Source organism: Dorea sp. 210702-DFI.3.17 (assembly GCF_020560825.1).
In the GTDB taxonomy this organism is placed as follows: Bacteria; Bacillota; Clostridia; order Lachnospirales; family Lachnospiraceae; genus Dorea; species Dorea formicigenerans.
This window is the reverse complement of the sequence record NZ_JAJCNB010000005.1, coordinates 84,755-100,249: the sequence shown is the minus strand read 5'-3', so window position 1 is coordinate 100,249 and position 15,495 is coordinate 84,755. Positions and strand designations below refer to the sequence as shown.

Below are 15,495 nucleotides of genomic sequence, written 5' to 3'. Positions count from 1 at the left end.
AGTAAAAAACTACTTTTCACACTACTAAAATCCTTAACTTAATGACATTGTTTTTCAAAAAACCCCGTCCCCAATTGAAATTGTATTAATTGTCTTATTTATTTTTCCACGGCCACCGTATCTCTGCCTTAAACAGATCTGCCTCTGTCTCAACATGAAAATATCCACCTTGCAGTTCTGTAAAGCTTCTTACGATTGCAAGTCCCAGACCGGAGCCCTCGGAATTTCTGGATTCATCACCGCGTACAAAACGCTCGGTAATCTCCTGTGGATTGAATGTCAATTCATCTTTCGAAACATTTTTCATCTGTACTACGATTTCATTTTCTTCTCTGAAAATATCCACAAATACCCTTGTATGTGGCATTGCGTATTTGGTAACGTTCACGATTAGGTTTTCAAAGATCCGGTATGTCTTTTGTCCATCCAGAACAGCTGTCATCTTTTCTTCCGGATAATTACATTTGAATTCCAGATCTGTTTTTTCAATCTTTTCATCCAGTTCCAGTTTCACCTGTTTAAACAGGTTCACAACATCAACATCTGTCAGATTCAATGTTACATTTTTGCTGCTTGCCTTACTGATATCGAACAAATCTTCAATCAATACCTTCAGGCGCATGGATTTTCGTTCCAGCACATCGACATACTCTTTCTTTTTCTCTTCGTCTTTTTCATCTTTCAGAAGATTAACATAAGTAATGATTGCTGTCAGTGGCGTTTTCAGATCGTGGGACACATTTGTAATGAGTTCTGTCTTCATACGCTGGCTTTTTATTTCCTCTTCCACTGCTTTTTTGTAGCCTTCCTGAATCTTTTCAATCTCTGGTTTAAATGGATTGAACATGCCAAGATTTTCCTTGATTTCCACATTCATGTTGCCTTTTGCCAATTCTCCGGTTGCTTCTAAAAGTCTGGCGTATTTTCGCTTTATGTCTTTGTAATATTTCCGCAAAATGAAGAATAATATAATGGAATATATGACAAGTGCCTGCATGCGATAGTCCCAGAAAAGACATACTAAAAATAATACAGCAAAGTTGCAAATAACGATTCTGAGTAAAATTTTGTTGCTCTTATCCGTCAAATCTACTTCCTGCAGCGATTTCCATACTTTTGCAACAAATGCTTTAAATCTTTTTCCAAGAGATTTTGCAGTATCTTCTCCGTTGCTCCCTATCGTTTTGATTTTCTTCCAATGGCGTCCGACCATGGTCTGCTGTTTCAAGTATCCTTTTATTCCCAGCGGTATGACTCTTCTAAGGCTCGCTGCGATCCAGTATGTGGCTGCAAATGTTCCGAGCCACACCATCCAGTCTAAGAAATCCGGATACCCTTTCGTCCGGCTTAACAATGCTCCGCTTTGATTCATCAAGACTTCAATCATCACAAAAGCTGCAATCACAGTCACCTCCAACGGAGAATGGAAGATTTTTTCATTTCCCGTCTGAAAAGTCTTGAAGCAAGGATATAGCCATGCCGCAGCTGCTACAGCCAGCATCCACAACAAAATTGTATTATTCATTTCATCTGGTGCGTAATACGAATCCGGATTTCCGATTTTATAATCATTGATATACTCCTTCAGATTCTCCGTTGACATTGCAAACAAGTATGTTCGGTTCTTCGGTGTCTGCAAGGATGCTTCCTCATAATCCTCATCCGTATCAGGATAAATCGTCACTTCACAATAAGACAGCCAGCTGTCCTGAAAATAATTCCCGATAAGCTTTCTCATGGTTACTGTTTGTTCTTTTGCATAATCACTTTTCTTAATGTTGACACTTGGTTTCCCATTTGCATCATACGAAATAATCATTCCAATGGCATAATTTTTTAGATTGCTTTCTGTCAGATTCTTTCCTGAACTGACCGTACTTTTTTCAACATCACCGCCATTTTCATCAAGCACCCGATAGTCCAGATAAGAATTAAAATGTGAATACTCTGACATTTCTGCATTGTAGGAATCATACAGAGATTTTTCAACATCATCTGCGTACTTTCTTCCACTTTCTGTATTATAGAGCAGATACGTACTCTCCAGAAAATGTCCCAGAAAATCTGACGATTTCTCTGCATTTTTAAATGCTTTTGTCTTCGTCTCAGTTTTCATCTGATACCAGCCAAAATACCCGGTCATCATTGCCAATGATGGAATCAATATTGTAATCATGATAAAAAATATAGCTAATTTATGCCTGTTTTTCAATTTTGTATCCAACTCCCCACACCACCTTCAAATATTTTGGTTCCTTCGGGTTAATCTCAATTTTCTCACGAATATTTCGCACATGCACCATGATCGTGTCTGTGTTGACTGCACGTTCATTCCACACACGTTCATAAATCTCGTCTGCAGAGAACACCCTTCCAGGATTCTTCATTAACAATAATAAAATTTTATATTCCATCGGAGTTACTTTTACAAGCTCCCCATCCACACGAACTTCCACTCGTTCTTCATCTAGTTCAAGACCTCCGATCACGTGAATGTTCTGCGTCTTTTCTTTGTCTCCTAATTTTTCCATAAATCTCCGGTATCTGCGAAGCTGTGAATTTACTCTTGCAAGCAGCTCCAATGGAGTAAATGGTTTTGTTACATAATCATCAGCTCCCATATTAAGCCCCATGATCTTATCCACTTCTTCTGATTTTGCAGACAGAAAAATCACCGGAAAATCGTATTTTTCCCGAAGCTTTACCGTCATCTGGATCCCGTCCATTCTTGGCATCATCACATCCACAATTGCCAGATGTATTTCTTCCTTCTCAATTACTTCCAGTCCCTCAACTCCGTCTGCCGCCTGGAATACTACATATCCCTGGCTTTTCAAATATATCTCAACACCCTCCCGGATTTCCTTATCGTCTTCAACGATCAACACATGATTCATTTCCATATTTTTATATTCCTCTCACTTTCCAACACCTTAATTGCTTTTCCAAGTATATCATATCCGACTCCTCCTTTTTCACTTTTCTTCAAGATTTCAAGAATGCCTCGGCATTCTTGCTGCGAGGTGCGCGTCATGCAATTGCATGACATACTTCTACTGCGCACCTCTGCAATCCTGCCGGAGGCTATATCAGCTGGAAGATGACTCCCACCACTGATACCAGCTTGTTTCTCACCACCTATAGAGGTGTGAGTCATCTTCCAGCTGATATATAATTTCTCTTGTTTTAAATATCATAAAAATGAATATTAAAAAACAGCATGCAGAAATTCGAAAGATTTTCTAAAGATTCTACAATTGAATTTCTCGCTTTAACGTACTATACTGTTTTTATATATTTCGATTGCTATGAGGTTCGTCTGTTTTCATAATCTCATTGCTATCATACCTATAAAAATAATATGAGGTGAATTTATGCATAAAGAATTCTTAATGGGTAATGCCGCCATCGCGCTCGGCGCTGTAGCTGCCGGTGTAAATGTGGTCGCAGGTTACCCTGGAACACCTTCTACCGAGGTTCTTGAGACAGTCGCAAAATACCGCCCGGATGATGTCTATGTAGAATGGTCTGTCAATGAAAAAGCCGCTATGGAACTGGCTGCCGGCGCTGCTTACGCCGGAGCGCGTTCTCTCGTCACTATGAAGCAGGTCGGTTTAAATGTTGCATCTGATCCACTTATGAGTTTGGAATATGTTGGAGTCAAAGGTGGCATGGTCATTCTCGTTGCCGATGATCCGGGACCGATTTCTTCCCAGACCGATCAGGATACAAGACATTTTTCCAGATTTTCCAAGCTCCCTTGTTTCGACCCTTCTTCCGCCCAGGAAGCTTATGAGATGATTCAGGAAGCATTTGAATACTCCGAAAAATATAAAACACCGGTATTCCTCCGTCCGACCACAAGAGTCTGTCATGGCTATGCAACCATCGATATCAAGGATAAATCCGAATACTACCACAACAAACCGGAAGGCTTTATCAAGGATTCCAAGCGCTGGGTCATTTTCCCGAAACTGTCTTTTATGAATCATCAGAAAATTGAAGCCCGGAACAAAGAGCTTTCCGATGTTTTTTCTTCTTATGAAAAGAACAAACTGATTCCGGCTTGTGACAAATATGCCGACTCAAAAAAAGGGATTGCTTCCGGAGGAATCAGCTATACATACGCTATGGAGACATTAAAAGAGACTGGTATGGTACGCCATCTGAAAGTCTCTACACCGCACCCGTTTCCTGAGAAACTGGCAGTCGAGTTCTTAACCGGACTGGACGAAGTGCTCTGTCTGGAAGAATTAGATCCAGTCATCGAACGTGAATTAATTTATATTTGCGGGAAATATCATTTAAATACGAAGATCATTGGCAAGCTGAGCGGTGATACTGCCTGTGCCGGAGAAAATACACGAGACAGCGTTTCTAATTATATCCATACATTTCTTGGATTAGACACGTCAAAAGCACAGGAACTTCCAGAGCCTCCGGCTCTGCCTGTACGTCCTCCGGTTCTGTGTGCCGGCTGTCCGCACCGGGCTTCTTTCTACGCAGTCAAAACTGCCATGAAAGGTAAGAAAACGATTTTCTGCGGTGACATCGGCTGTTATACACTTGGGAATGCCATGCCTCTTGACATGGTCGATACTTGTCTGTGCATGGGCGCCGGACTCAATATTGCACAGGGCGTAGAAAAAGTAGAACCCGATACCACCTGCTTTGCATTCGTGGGCGATTCTACATTTTTCGCCTCCGCGATCACCGGCGTAGTAAATGCAGTCTACAATCAGGCAAATATGGTACTCGTTGTTCTCGACAACTCTACAACTGCCATGACCGGCCACCAGCCACACCCTGGCACCGGACGGACCGTCATGGGAGAAATTGTCCAGAAAATCAATATTGAACAGGTACTGCGAGGAATTGGTGTCACCGAGATCGAGACCATCAATCCTCTGGAACTGGAAGCTTCTGTTTCTTGTGTTAAACGCATGGCAGAAAAATCCGGCGTAAGAGCAATCATTTTCAAAGCTCCTTGTATTGCCGTTACCAAGCCAAAAGCTCCGCTTCATGTCGATCAGGGTTCCTGTATCGGCTGTAAAAAATGTATCCGTGATCTGGGTTGTCCGGCGATTGTGATGAATGATGAAAAAATCTGCATTGACGCTTCTATGTGTACCGGCTGCCGGCTTTGCAGCCAGGTGTGCCCGGTCTGTGCAATTGCAGGAGGTGACGATCATGAATAATATCGTAAATAATACAACTACATCAAATGTTATAAACACTTTCAATATAGCAACAAACAAAAATATTGTTCTGTGTGGTGTCGGCGGTCAGGGAACCGTTCTTGCTTCCAAGCTCCTTGCAGCAGCAGCTATGAGTAAAGACATTCCTGTCATGAGTGCTGAAACCATCGGTATGGCACAGCGTGGCGGCAGCGTTTTCAGTCATTTGCGTATGGGAAAAAATCTATATTCCCCGATGATTAAAACCGGAACTGCCGATCTTATCATTGGCTTTGAACCTGGAGAGACGGTACGAATGCTGCCTTACCTGAAAGAACATGGGCAGGTTGTCGTCAGTAACCACGCAATCAAACCAGTTACCGCAACACTAAGCGGCTCTTCCTACGACGCGCCTCCTATGATCGATTACCTGAAGGAACATGTGGAAAATCTAACCCTTATTGATGCAGATACTATCTGTCGGGAAATCGGTTCTCAGAAAGTATTGAACATGGTACTTTTAGGTGCAGCTATCCGCACCGGAGTTTTAGATTTTTCCCTTGAGGAAATAGAAGAAGTAATGAAAAAGACCTTGCCGGAGAAATTCCATGAAATGAATTTAAAAGCACTACGTTACGCATAAATTATATAACATAGAAAGGATTTATCACTATGCAGATTTCATCAAATCAAATTGCACAAGTTAACCAGCAGATTCAGGCTTTATTAAATGCCAATAATTTCTATGGAAAAAAATTAAAAGAAGCTGGCGTATCCAGCATTCAGTCCGCAGAAGATTTCGAAAATCTTCCATTTTCTGAAAAGAATGATTTAAGAAACGCTTACCCACTTGGACTTATGACTGCTCCTGAAGAAAAAATTGTTCGAATCCACTCTTCTTCCGGAACAACCGGGCTTCCGGTCATTATTCCATATACAGCAAAAGATGTGGATGACTGGGCAATCATGTTCAAGCGCTGCTACGAAATGGCAGGCATGACGAACATGGATCGTATTCAGATCACACCGGGATATGGACTGTGGACTGCCGGAATCGGTTTTCAGGCCGGCGCTGAAAAACTGGGCGCTATGGTCGTTCCTATGGGACCCGGAAACACCGACAAACAGCTTCAGATGATGATGGATATGAAGACAACTGTTCTTGGCTCCACTTCTTCCTACGCACTTCTTCTGGCAGAGGAAATCGAGAAACGTGGAATTAAAGATAAGATTCACTTAAAAAAGGGAATCATTGGCTCCGAGCGTTGGGGCGAAAAAATGAGAAACCGCATCAAGAGAGAGCTTGGAATTGAAATCTACGATATCTACGGTCTGACTGAGATTTACGGTCCAGGAATCGGAATCAGCTGCTCACACGACTGTGGTATGCATTACTGGGACGATTACATTTACATTGAAATCATTGATCCGGTAACTGGAAAAGTCCTGCCGGACGGAGAACTTGGCGAAATCGTCATCACGACTCTTGTAAAAGAAGGTGCACCTCTGATCCGTTACCGTACTCATGACCTGTCACGTATCATTCCGGGAGAATGCCCTTGTGGAAGCAAATTCCCACGTCTTGATACAATCATGGGACGTACTGATGACATGATGAAGATTAAAGGTGTCAATGTATTCCCAAGTCAGATTGAGGAGATTCTGAAAGAATTCTCTGAAGTTTCCAGCGAATATCAGATTCGTATCTCACATCTGGACGGAAAAGATACCATGCGTATCTATGTTGAGACAAATGGAACAGTAGACTTCCAGGATCTGAGCAAACGAATTGCTTCCGTAGTTAAGAGCCGCATCGGATTCACACCACTTGTAAAAGTCGTTGAGATCGGACTGCTTCCGAGAAGTGAGAAGAAGACGAAACGTGTGATTGATGAGAGATATGAGTAAATGTAATTTTATGCAATAAATTGCCGGCTGCTAGGTTCAATGTCAGAAACGGTTCAATGAAACACCCTCATAGCCAAGAAAATTTACAAATCCTCTTGGCTATGAGGGTGTTGTTTTTTATTCATGCAGCTCCAACGGCAAACCATCTGGATCAAAGAAAAATGTCATCTTCTTTTTGGTGTAGCTGTCCAATCGAATCGGTTCGCATCCTATCCCCATCTGTTCCAGTTCTGCTACAGTAGCTTCCACATCATCCACCCGGAATGCCAAATGCCGCAGACCGCAAGCTTCCGGTCGATTCACGCGCTTAGGAGGGTTCGGCTCTGCGAAGATCTCCAGTTCAATCGCATCAGCACCCTCACCAACACGCAAATCCAGTTTCCAGTCATTCCGTTCTATACGAAAGTTCTCTCGCACAACCGCAAATCCCAGCTTGTTCACATAAAAGTCTTTCGATTTCTCATAATCAGAAACTATGATTGCCACATGATGAATCGTTGCAAATTTCATTTTTTAGGTTTCACCTCTCTATCCTTATATATTATATACCATACTTGCCGATTGTTGCTACTGCCAGTTCCAAAAATACAACTTCGCTGCCACCCACCTGCAAAATTATAAAAATCACTTTACATTGCTAATTATTTCTTCAGGTCATCTTCACCGAAGCTGTATGGCAAGAGTTCACGCATGGTGAGGATTTTTTCTTCTTTGTCATTGGCGATGAGGATTGGTGTGTCTGGCAGGAGAAGTTCACTTAGTACCTGGCGGCAGGCTCCGCAAGGCATGGTGAGTTTTTCTGCATGGGTAGTAATTGCCATGGCCTTGATATCTTCTTTCCGATAGCCTCTGGAATATGCTGCAAATATGGCGCTTCGTTCTGCGCAATTTGAAAGTCCATATGATGCATTTTCGACATTGGAACCGGTTATATATTGCCCGTCAGTTAATTCGACGCATGCTCCGACTTTAAAATCAGAATATGGTGCATAGGCATTATCGATAGCATTCATGGCATATATTTTCAATTTATTGCTCTTCTTCGTCCTTCTTTTTCCGGTCATGGATTCTACCCTGAGGCGGAATACCGCTGTCATTGGAATCACTTTTTCATTGAACGGAAAATCTTCTCTCCGGTACTGCTTCATTAATATCCTTAATGCCTCGTACTTTTCTTCTTCGTTAAGCATCTCGATATATCCCTGACCAATTACACTTTCATACTCCATGGCGCAGTTTCCCTGAGCTTTATCCAAAATCAACTGATGTCCACAGTCCATTTCGAAAGATGCCCGGTTGTCTTTTTCTATTAACTCGTATTTTTTTCCTTCCAGTACCCCGTGAAAATAAAGTACCGGCATATCATTTTCTACCTGAAGTCCAAAATTTAGCGGAACGATGTATGGATAATCTCCGTTGTGAAGTGCTATCCTGCACACATCACATTTTTTCATAACTTCTAATATATCCTGTTTATCTGTAATCTCTCTGTCTTTTCGTCTCATAAAATCATACCTTTCAATTATTTTTGTGTATAATTCAAGAATCTGAATCCCAATTTTAATATAATCATAGTAACACATATCAAAAGTATCTTCCAGTTTCATAATATTAGACTTTCCACATCCGGTAACCATAATGATACTTCATGCCATCCTGCCGGAGGCTTTTTAGCATAATAGGAAATACGATTTCCTATTATACTAAAAAAGGTCCACCGGACCTTTTTGTCGTATGCTTGGCAACAAAGAAAATACGGCAGGATCACCCCGCCGTATTTTTTGTGTCTTTATTTGTTTTAATTCTAAAATCTTACGATTCTATTTTATGATTTTTACTCAGCTTTTTTTGCTGTCATCTTAGGTCTTACTACGAAGATTACAAGTACAAGACCGATTACTGCTACGATTGCTGCAAGACGGAATACTGAATTCACACCATTCTGAATATATGCAACATTTGTAGGATCTGCTGCTGTACTTAAGTTGTAAGCAGCTCCGAATACTGCTGCTGCAATTGTGTTTGCAAGTGAGTTTACGAAGTTTACAAGTGATGTACCTACACCCATATCAGCCGGCTGTAATGTTGCCTGTGCACTTGGTGTGATAGCTACGGAACGGTAACTCTCAGCAATACCTGTGATTGTCAGTGCTACGAAGTAAATGATGATTGATGTACTTGGTGTTGTGAATCCCATAACTGCCATTGGCACTGCTACGAATAATGTTCCAACTACCATAGCTTTCCAAGCATTAGATGCTTTCTTACCAACCCATACACCTGCCATTGTTGGCAGGAAGATTGTGATGATTGTACGTGGCATCTGAAGAGCTCCTGCTGCACTTGTGGAAGCTCCCATAACTCTCATAGCTCCGATTGGTGCGTATACGTTCATAGCACTCTGATAGAAGTAGCAGATAAATCCAACGATCAGAAGTACTGTATACTGTGAGTTTTTGAACAGTTTCAGAGGAATCAGCGGCTCTGCTGATTTTCCTTCAATTTTTACAAGTACAACTAATGCTACGATACCGATTACGAAACCTGCGATAATTGCCGGATTTCCCCATCCCATAGATGAACCGAAGTTCAGGGCAAGAAGGATACCTGCAAGTGCTACTACAAGTGCGATGATACCAGGAATGTCAATTGCAACTTTTCCTTCTCTCTTAACATTTGGCATATTCATACCAATCAATACTACTCCAAGAATAAGTGGTACTGCCGGCATAAGGATTGCAACTTTTAAAAGTCCCATATCTGTCAGGATACCTGCAATAATACTTCCACCGAATCCTCCACAGCGATTGCTGTTGCCAGCATACCCATTGCCTTTGGAACATCTTTTCTCTCATTGATCAGACCAGCAATGATGTATGGAGCTGCTGTAAATGCACCCTGTGCAAATCCGATTAAAAGACGAAGAATCATAAGTGGTACTAAGGAACGTACAAATGCAAATGCAATACCGCATACTGCGCAGATGATTCCAGGAATCACTACAATATTTCTACGTCCAATTAAATCTCCAAGTTTTCCACCGATAGGAGTCATAATGGATACTCCCATTCCGGCAAAAATAGAGAACAGGGATACATATCCCATTGCGTTAACGCTCTCCAGGATTGGAGATGTCAGAGTTGCGAATACAAGTCCATACATTGCTACGGAAAGCATCATACAGATACATCCAATCTGAACTGCATTCTTTTTGCCCTTCGGAAGCGGAATTGCTACCTGTGGCTGTGTTTGTTGTTGTTCGTTTGCCATGATAATTACTCCTTTTCTCTCATTTTTCTTTAGATTAATTTATTTGTTATTTTTTAACCACTGAGTTGCGCAGTATGCCAGACAGCTTGGTCCGATCGGGCATACACCCTCATTAAACTGAACCTTTGGATTATGAGCTCCGTACTGACCTCTCTCATCCGGATATCCTGCTGACAGATACATAAATGTTGATGGAACCTTTTCTGCGATTGATGCAAAATCCTCTGAAGCACTTGCAGAAATTCCTGGATAAGGCATCATTCCCGGAATATTCATTTCCTTCATATATCCTACAAATTCATCTGTAAGTTTTGGATCACAGATAAGTGGCGGTACTTCTGAAAGCATTGTAATCTCAGCAGTTCCACCATAACTTTCTGCTGTCTTTGTTGCAACCTCTTTCATTCTGCGGACCATAAGCTCTCTTGCCTGCTTATCATTACTTCTGATTGTTCCTTTCAGTGTTGCAACATCCGGAATAATATTCTCAGCTGTTCCACCCTGGAACTGACCTACTGTCATAACGCATGCTTTGGTAGGATCAACCTCTCTTGCCATGATAGCTTCTAATGCAAGATATACATGAACTCCAATGTTGATCGGATCGATAGAATTCTGTGGATAAGCTCCGTGAGAACCTTTTCCTTTGATATCGATCTGGAATCCATCTACAGAATACATCATAGTTCCGTTGTCATTATACATATAGATTCCTACCGGCATTTTTCCTGCTGCCACATGATAAGCAAGGGCTGCATCTACCTTCGGATTCTCTAAAATACCATTTTCAATCATATTCTTGCTTCCCAGGAAGTTCTCCTCAGCCGGCTGGAACATAAATTTAACTGTTCCTTCCAGTTCAGACTCATTCTCTTTAAGCATCTTAGCTGCTGTAAGAAGCATAGCTGCATGGAAGTCATGTCCACATGCGTGAGCTTCTTTTCCTGTTGGACATGCAAATGGTTCTCCACTTTCTTCCGGCATCGGAAGAGCATCCATGTCTGCACGAAGCATAATACATTTTCCGCCGTGACCTAATGTCGCGGTAACTCCATAACCACACTCCTTAGGTTCCAGCCCATACTCAGTAAGCTTTTTCATAACATATGCCTTTGCTTTTGGCATATCAAGACCAACCTCTGCATTTGTGTGGAAGTAGCGACGATTTGCAATCGTTTCTTCGTTGAGCTCCTGAGCTCTTTCATAATAGTTCATATTGGTTCCTCCTTTTTATATGGACACGTAAATATACATTTACGCAAAACAAGGGGCAGACTCATGCCTTACACGTTCTTACCCCTTTGTAACCTGATTCAGCTGTGTGAAATTACTCCCATTTATTCTATTCACAACAGTCACCTTTTCCCTTCAAACCAATCTTAATTTCTGTAAATGTTATTTATGGAACATATCCAGCACATTTCTGGAATACTTCAAGAATATTTACAGAATACTTATGGAATATTTATGGCATAATTATAGCAATGCTTGATAAAATCGTCAATCATTTTTACACTATATTTGATAATTTTAATCAGTGATTGACATTTTGTGCAATTATCCCATATTTAAGTCAAAAAAACTGTGCAATATTTCATTTAGTCACTTGAATTATGCGCACATTTCAATTAGAATATACAAGGGAGGCGAGTACTATGAAACAAAAAATCGTGATTATCACAAGTAAATACCTTCATCCTTTTGTTGAAAAGGCATTTGAAGATTTTAAAGAAGACTGTACTGTGACCATTGCAGATTATACGAATTTTGATCACATTACAGATATTTATAGAAAATATGAAAAAACTGCTGATGGATTTATGATAAGCGGAACGACTGCCATGGCAGCAATCGAACATCATATTGGGGAATTCCAGAAACCAGTCATCTCCTTTCATGCTGACCTGATTTCTTTTTACCATGCCCTGGTCAAGCTTTTTCTTGAGCGGAGAGACCTGGATCCGACAAGATGTATTTTCGACTTTATGCTTCCAATCGTAAAAGATCCTGAGCACCCGGTTGAAGCCACTGCCGATTATCTGATTCATGAAATGGATCTTAATAATCTTGCTTTAACAATGGATAAATGGGCTAGCCAAAGTACAATAGGTGATTTTTCAATGGTGGAGATGAACATTGCACTTCGGACAATCGAACTTTGGGAAGCCGGCAAGATTGATATGGTATTGTGCGCTTACAGCAGCACCATGCCGCTTTTGGACGAGAAAGGCGTTCCGAACTACTTCCTATATCCGGTAAAAAATCAGCTGGAGTCCCAGATTAAAGAACTTCTTGCACAGATTAAACTGGAAAAATACAGAGAAAATCTTCCGGTTGCAATTGCAATTGCTGACCGCAATAAAACTTCCGGTGAAAAATCTGATGACAGTGTTCAGGATGCCGTCCAGAAAGTTGCAAAAGCCCTTCTGATCGATGCAGTATTTCAGGCTGAATCTGAAATTTATTATATTTATACTACTCATCGTGTCGCAGCTATGCTGACAAAAAATTTTGAAGTAGAATATCTGGATTCTGCATTAAAAAATGACTATGGCATTTCAACAGCAATTGGGTATGGTATTGGAAATAGTATTACTGAAGCAAAGAAGCATGCTGAAAATGCATTACGTGAATCCTGGAGTTCAACCGGAAGCTTCGTCATGAATGAGTCAAACCAGATTATCGGACCGCTTGGTTCTTCCCAGCTTCCGAGTTTCCAGCAGAATCTTCCAGACGATATCTTTCAGATTGCCGAGAAATGTAAGTTATCTACACTTACAATCCAGAAGCTGATATCAATTGTTAAAATGAATGGATCTTATGAAATAACTACAAATGAACTGGCAAATCACCTTGGTGTTACTGTCCGTAATGCCAACCGTATCCTGCGCAATCTCGAAAATGGCGGCGCTGCCACGATTGCACATACCCGTTCCACTGCTTCAAAAGGTCGTCCAGTTAAAGTATATCGCTTAAACTTATAAAAAGTATAGGAGCAAAACTGTCAAAATTGCAGGTTGCTCCTTTTTATTTATGTGAAATAGACATAGTAAAAGCGGATACCAACTATTTTATTGATATCCGCCCCTACTGTGTTGGTTCAATCATCTTCAATTGTTCCTTTCTCTTTTTCATTCTTTAATCTTCTGTGTTCGGTGGTCCGTACCTTCCTTTCATAATCTAGGGGGAGTATCGGTACTAAACTTATCTGCTTTTTCTTTCCCGATACACTTCAAATAACTTTATGAATATTTACAACTCGCGTTTGTCTTATATTTCATATCTGTTATTTGATGGTTTAATATTAGCATACGCGAGTTATTTTGTCAATATATTTGATTAATTTATTTATATTTTTTATCTATTTATTTTCATCTTTGCTATTTTCAGAATTCTTTTGTACTAAAGTCCTTACTTCAATCAGATTTCCGTCCAGATCATAAAAACGCACAACCTTCTGTCCCCAACTATAAGTCATCAGTTGGTTTACATATTTGATGTCCGGATATAACTTTTCCAACTTTTCTACAAATGCTTCTATATCTGATTCTTCAAAATAAAGTTCACAGGCATTATTTTCTGGAATGACTTCTTTTTCCAAAAAGCTTTTCCAGATTTTTTCGTCCTGAAGGACGAGCCCTTCTGTCAGAATCACGTTTCCATCATTGTCCAGTATCGTATCCAGACCAAATAAATCATGATAAAATTTTTTAGATTTTTCGATATTCTTTACAACAATCAACACATTTCTCAGCTTCATACACTTCTCCCCTGTTCTGTCATACGGATTTTCTTCACACTGTTATAAAACGAATCCTTCTTCTTTTGAACGTTTATTTTTTTAAGAATTTTTCCTTTACTCCGGTTTGATAATTCGAATCAGTCCCTTATCCAACATAAGCGTCCTATTCCATGGATTCAAAATCACCCCTTTAATCTCCGGTACAGTAAGCGCTGCATCAAATAGTTTATCTATATCTACAAGAAATGTCGATTTTACACTGTCTGCACCTTTCATTTCTTCATTAAAACTCGTAAATGCATACCACCAGTTTGCACCGTCGGAAGTCTGAATCATCTTCAGATTCATTTGCGTAGTTCCAATAGATGGCTCAACCGCTACGATTACCTGCCCTGAGTCCTTCATACGTCTTCGAATCACAGTCAGCGTATGTGCAAGCTGCTCCTGAGTCGCTTCCTTTTGCAAAGCCTGTATTGCCACCTCTATCTTTTCATTTCCTTGCAATGTTTCATCCTGTCTATCCATAAATATTTCTCCGTTTATAATTCCACCTTATATTTTTTTAATAATTCATCAATCTTTGCTTCGCTCAGCACGGTAATCACATGATTGGCATCGTAATAATCCTTAATATCCAGATTATTTATAAAATCTTCATATTCGATTGCCTCACCTTTTTTCAGCATCACATACCACGCTTCCACACCCTCAATCTGATTCATTATAACATACGGTTCCGTCGGAACGACGCTCGGCACATCTGCCACGATTGCATAGATACCGATTAATTTTTCTTCGGAAGTCTGATATACATTCGAAGTCGCATAATATACGTCCAACGACTGAATCTCATACAAAAATTTTTCAAAACTATCCAGGTTATTTCCAATCTGCTGAATTTCTTTTAAACTAATGGAAATGGGATTGAACACACCAAATATTTCAAATCTCCGATACTCATCATTTCCGATTTTTTCCTGTAAATCTTCCAATGCACCGATACTTGCTTCTTCATCATACTGTACGAACCTCTCATTGTCCTTCAACGATACTGTATCTTCTTCCCGTATATATTTCTTAGTGCCTACTTCATTACAGATCGTCGTAATCACATGATAAAATAACCGAATTTCACTCCTGGTCGTAGGAAGGCTTAAAGAAAGTAAAATATCTGTTCCGTCCAGCCATAGATCAATTCCTCTTGCAAGCCTGTTTTCATCATAAATCAGTGTATTCTCTGCCATTTCATTTCTGATCAAGCGGTAATTATCATCACTGACACCGTAAGCCAGACCCGTAAGGGCTACAATATCCTTCATTTCTAATTTCTTTTTAAAAAGTGCTTTCTGCTTAATCCTGACATTTGTTGACATTACTCATCCTCCCCTTATTCCGGCA

General features: G+C 40.4%; 12 protein-coding genes and 1 pseudogene. 4 read left to right on the top strand and 9 right to left on the bottom strand.

Going from position 1 to position 15,495, the window contains the following annotated elements:
- Positions 1–94 precede the first annotated feature (94 nt).
- Positions 95–2,176, bottom strand: a complete 2,082-nt coding sequence (locus LI149_RS05445; RefSeq protein ID WP_227079100.1) for a sensor histidine kinase KdpD — start codon at positions 2,174–2,176, stop codon at positions 95–97.
- A 19-nt stretch (positions 2,177–2,195) separates the two neighbouring features.
- Positions 2,196–2,903 carry a response regulator transcription factor gene (locus tag LI149_RS05440; protein ID WP_005333997.1) on the bottom strand — a complete coding sequence of 236 codons (708 nt, stop codon included), beginning with the start codon at positions 2,901–2,903 and terminating at the stop codon, positions 2,196–2,198.
- A 471-nt stretch (positions 2,904–3,374) separates the two neighbouring features.
- Between LI149_RS05440 and iorA the strand changes: the two genes are divergently transcribed.
- From iorA to LI149_RS05425, 3 genes are read left to right on the top strand one after another with little or no spacing between them, the layout of a single operon-like run.
- The gene (gene iorA / locus LI149_RS05435) at positions 3,375–5,198 is read left to right on the top strand and encodes an indolepyruvate ferredoxin oxidoreductase subunit alpha (protein ID WP_227143063.1); all 1,824 of its coding nucleotides are present in this window, start codon (positions 3,375–3,377) and stop codon (positions 5,196–5,198) included.
- On the top strand, positions 5,191–5,820 hold the full coding sequence (locus LI149_RS05430; protein ID WP_201836436.1) for an indolepyruvate oxidoreductase subunit beta: 630 nt from the start codon (positions 5,191–5,193) through the stop codon (positions 5,818–5,820). The genes iorA and LI149_RS05430 overlap by 8 nt, the downstream gene beginning before the upstream one ends.
- 29 nt (positions 5,821–5,849) lie before the next feature.
- On the top strand, positions 5,850–7,085 hold the full coding sequence (locus LI149_RS05425) for a phenylacetate--CoA ligase family protein (protein WP_005334005.1): 1,236 nt from the start codon (positions 5,850–5,852) through the stop codon (positions 7,083–7,085).
- Between the two features lie 117 nt (positions 7,086–7,202).
- On the opposite strand, the gene LI149_RS05420 is transcribed toward LI149_RS05425, so the two are convergent.
- The 4 genes and pseudogenes from LI149_RS05420 to LI149_RS05405 all read right to left on the bottom strand — a co-directional run bounded on the left by LI149_RS05420 (position 7,203) and on the right by LI149_RS05405 (position 11,570).
- A complete protein-coding gene (locus LI149_RS05420) occupies positions 7,203–7,595 on the bottom strand; it encodes a VOC family protein (RefSeq protein ID WP_173785989.1) in 393 nt (130 codons plus the stop codon).
- A gap of 131 nt (positions 7,596–7,726) precedes the next feature.
- Positions 7,727–8,722: a cytidine deaminase gene (gene cdd, locus LI149_RS05415; protein ID WP_319637994.1), complete on the bottom strand. Its 996-nt coding sequence runs from the start codon at positions 8,720–8,722 to the stop codon at positions 7,727–7,729.
- 197 nt (positions 8,723–8,919) lie between these two features.
- A pseudogene (locus LI149_RS15695) lies at positions 8,920–10,355 on the bottom strand (MFS transporter).
- Positions 10,356–10,394: 39 nt separating this feature from the next.
- Positions 10,395–11,570, bottom strand: a complete 1,176-nt coding sequence (locus LI149_RS05405; protein WP_005334012.1) for a M20 family metallopeptidase — start codon at positions 11,568–11,570, stop codon at positions 10,395–10,397.
- Between the two features lie 440 nt (positions 11,571–12,010).
- On the opposite strand from LI149_RS05405, the gene LI149_RS05400 reads away from it, so the two are divergent.
- On the top strand, positions 12,011–13,339 hold the full coding sequence (locus LI149_RS05400) for a hypothetical protein (RefSeq protein ID WP_227143062.1): 1,329 nt from the start codon (positions 12,011–12,013) through the stop codon (positions 13,337–13,339).
- A gap of 377 nt (positions 13,340–13,716) precedes the next feature.
- On the opposite strand, the gene LI149_RS05395 is transcribed toward LI149_RS05400, so the two are convergent.
- The 3 genes from LI149_RS05395 to LI149_RS05385 all read right to left on the bottom strand — a co-directional run bounded on the left by LI149_RS05395 (position 13,717) and on the right by LI149_RS05385 (position 15,470).
- Complete coding sequence (locus LI149_RS05395; protein WP_227086811.1) at positions 13,717–14,115, bottom strand: VOC family protein; 399 nt, start codon at positions 14,113–14,115, stop codon at positions 13,717–13,719.
- Between the two features lie 96 nt (positions 14,116–14,211).
- A complete protein-coding gene (locus tag LI149_RS05390) occupies positions 14,212–14,622 on the bottom strand; it encodes an SseB family protein (RefSeq protein WP_029731333.1) in 411 nt (136 codons plus the stop codon).
- Positions 14,623–14,636: 14 nt separating this feature from the next.
- The gene (locus LI149_RS05385; RefSeq protein ID WP_227086810.1) at positions 14,637–15,470 is read right to left on the bottom strand and encodes a DUF4299 family protein; all 834 of its coding nucleotides are present in this window, start codon (positions 15,468–15,470) and stop codon (positions 14,637–14,639) included.
- Between the last annotated feature and the right edge of the window lie 25 nt (positions 15,471–15,495).

Bases quoted from the DNA above. Each gene is read 5' to 3' on its own strand.
- LI149_RS05445 (WP_227079100.1), bottom strand. From the start codon at position 2,176: ATGATTACAATATTGATTCCATCATTGGCAATGATGACCGGGTATTTT.
- LI149_RS05440 (WP_005333997.1), bottom strand. From the start codon at position 2,903: ATGGAAATGAATCATGTGTTGATCGTTGAAGACGATAAGGAAATCCGG.
- iorA (WP_227143063.1), top strand. From the start codon at position 3,375: ATGCATAAAGAATTCTTAATGGGTAATGCCGCCATCGCGCTCGGCGCT.
- LI149_RS05430 (WP_201836436.1), top strand. From the start codon at position 5,191: ATGAATAATATCGTAAATAATACAACTACATCAAATGTTATAAACACT.
- LI149_RS05425 (WP_005334005.1), top strand. From the start codon at position 5,850: ATGCAGATTTCATCAAATCAAATTGCACAAGTTAACCAGCAGATTCAG.
- LI149_RS05420 (WP_173785989.1), bottom strand. From the start codon at position 7,595: ATGAAATTTGCAACGATTCATCATGTGGCAATCATAGTTTCTGATTAT.
- cdd (WP_319637994.1), bottom strand. From the start codon at position 8,722: ATGGTTACCGGATGTGGAAAGTCTAATATTATGAAACTGGAAGATACT.
- LI149_RS05405 (WP_005334012.1), bottom strand. From the start codon at position 11,570: ATGAACTATTATGAAAGAGCTCAGGAGCTCAACGAAGAAACGATTGCA.
- LI149_RS05400 (WP_227143062.1), top strand. From the start codon at position 12,011: ATGAAACAAAAAATCGTGATTATCACAAGTAAATACCTTCATCCTTTT.
- LI149_RS05395 (WP_227086811.1), bottom strand. From the start codon at position 14,115: ATGAAGCTGAGAAATGTGTTGATTGTTGTAAAGAATATCGAAAAATCT.
- LI149_RS05390 (WP_029731333.1), bottom strand. From the start codon at position 14,622: ATGGATAGACAGGATGAAACATTGCAAGGAAATGAAAAGATAGAGGTG.
- LI149_RS05385 (WP_227086810.1), bottom strand. From the start codon at position 15,470: ATGTCAACAAATGTCAGGATTAAGCAGAAAGCACTTTTTAAAAAGAAA.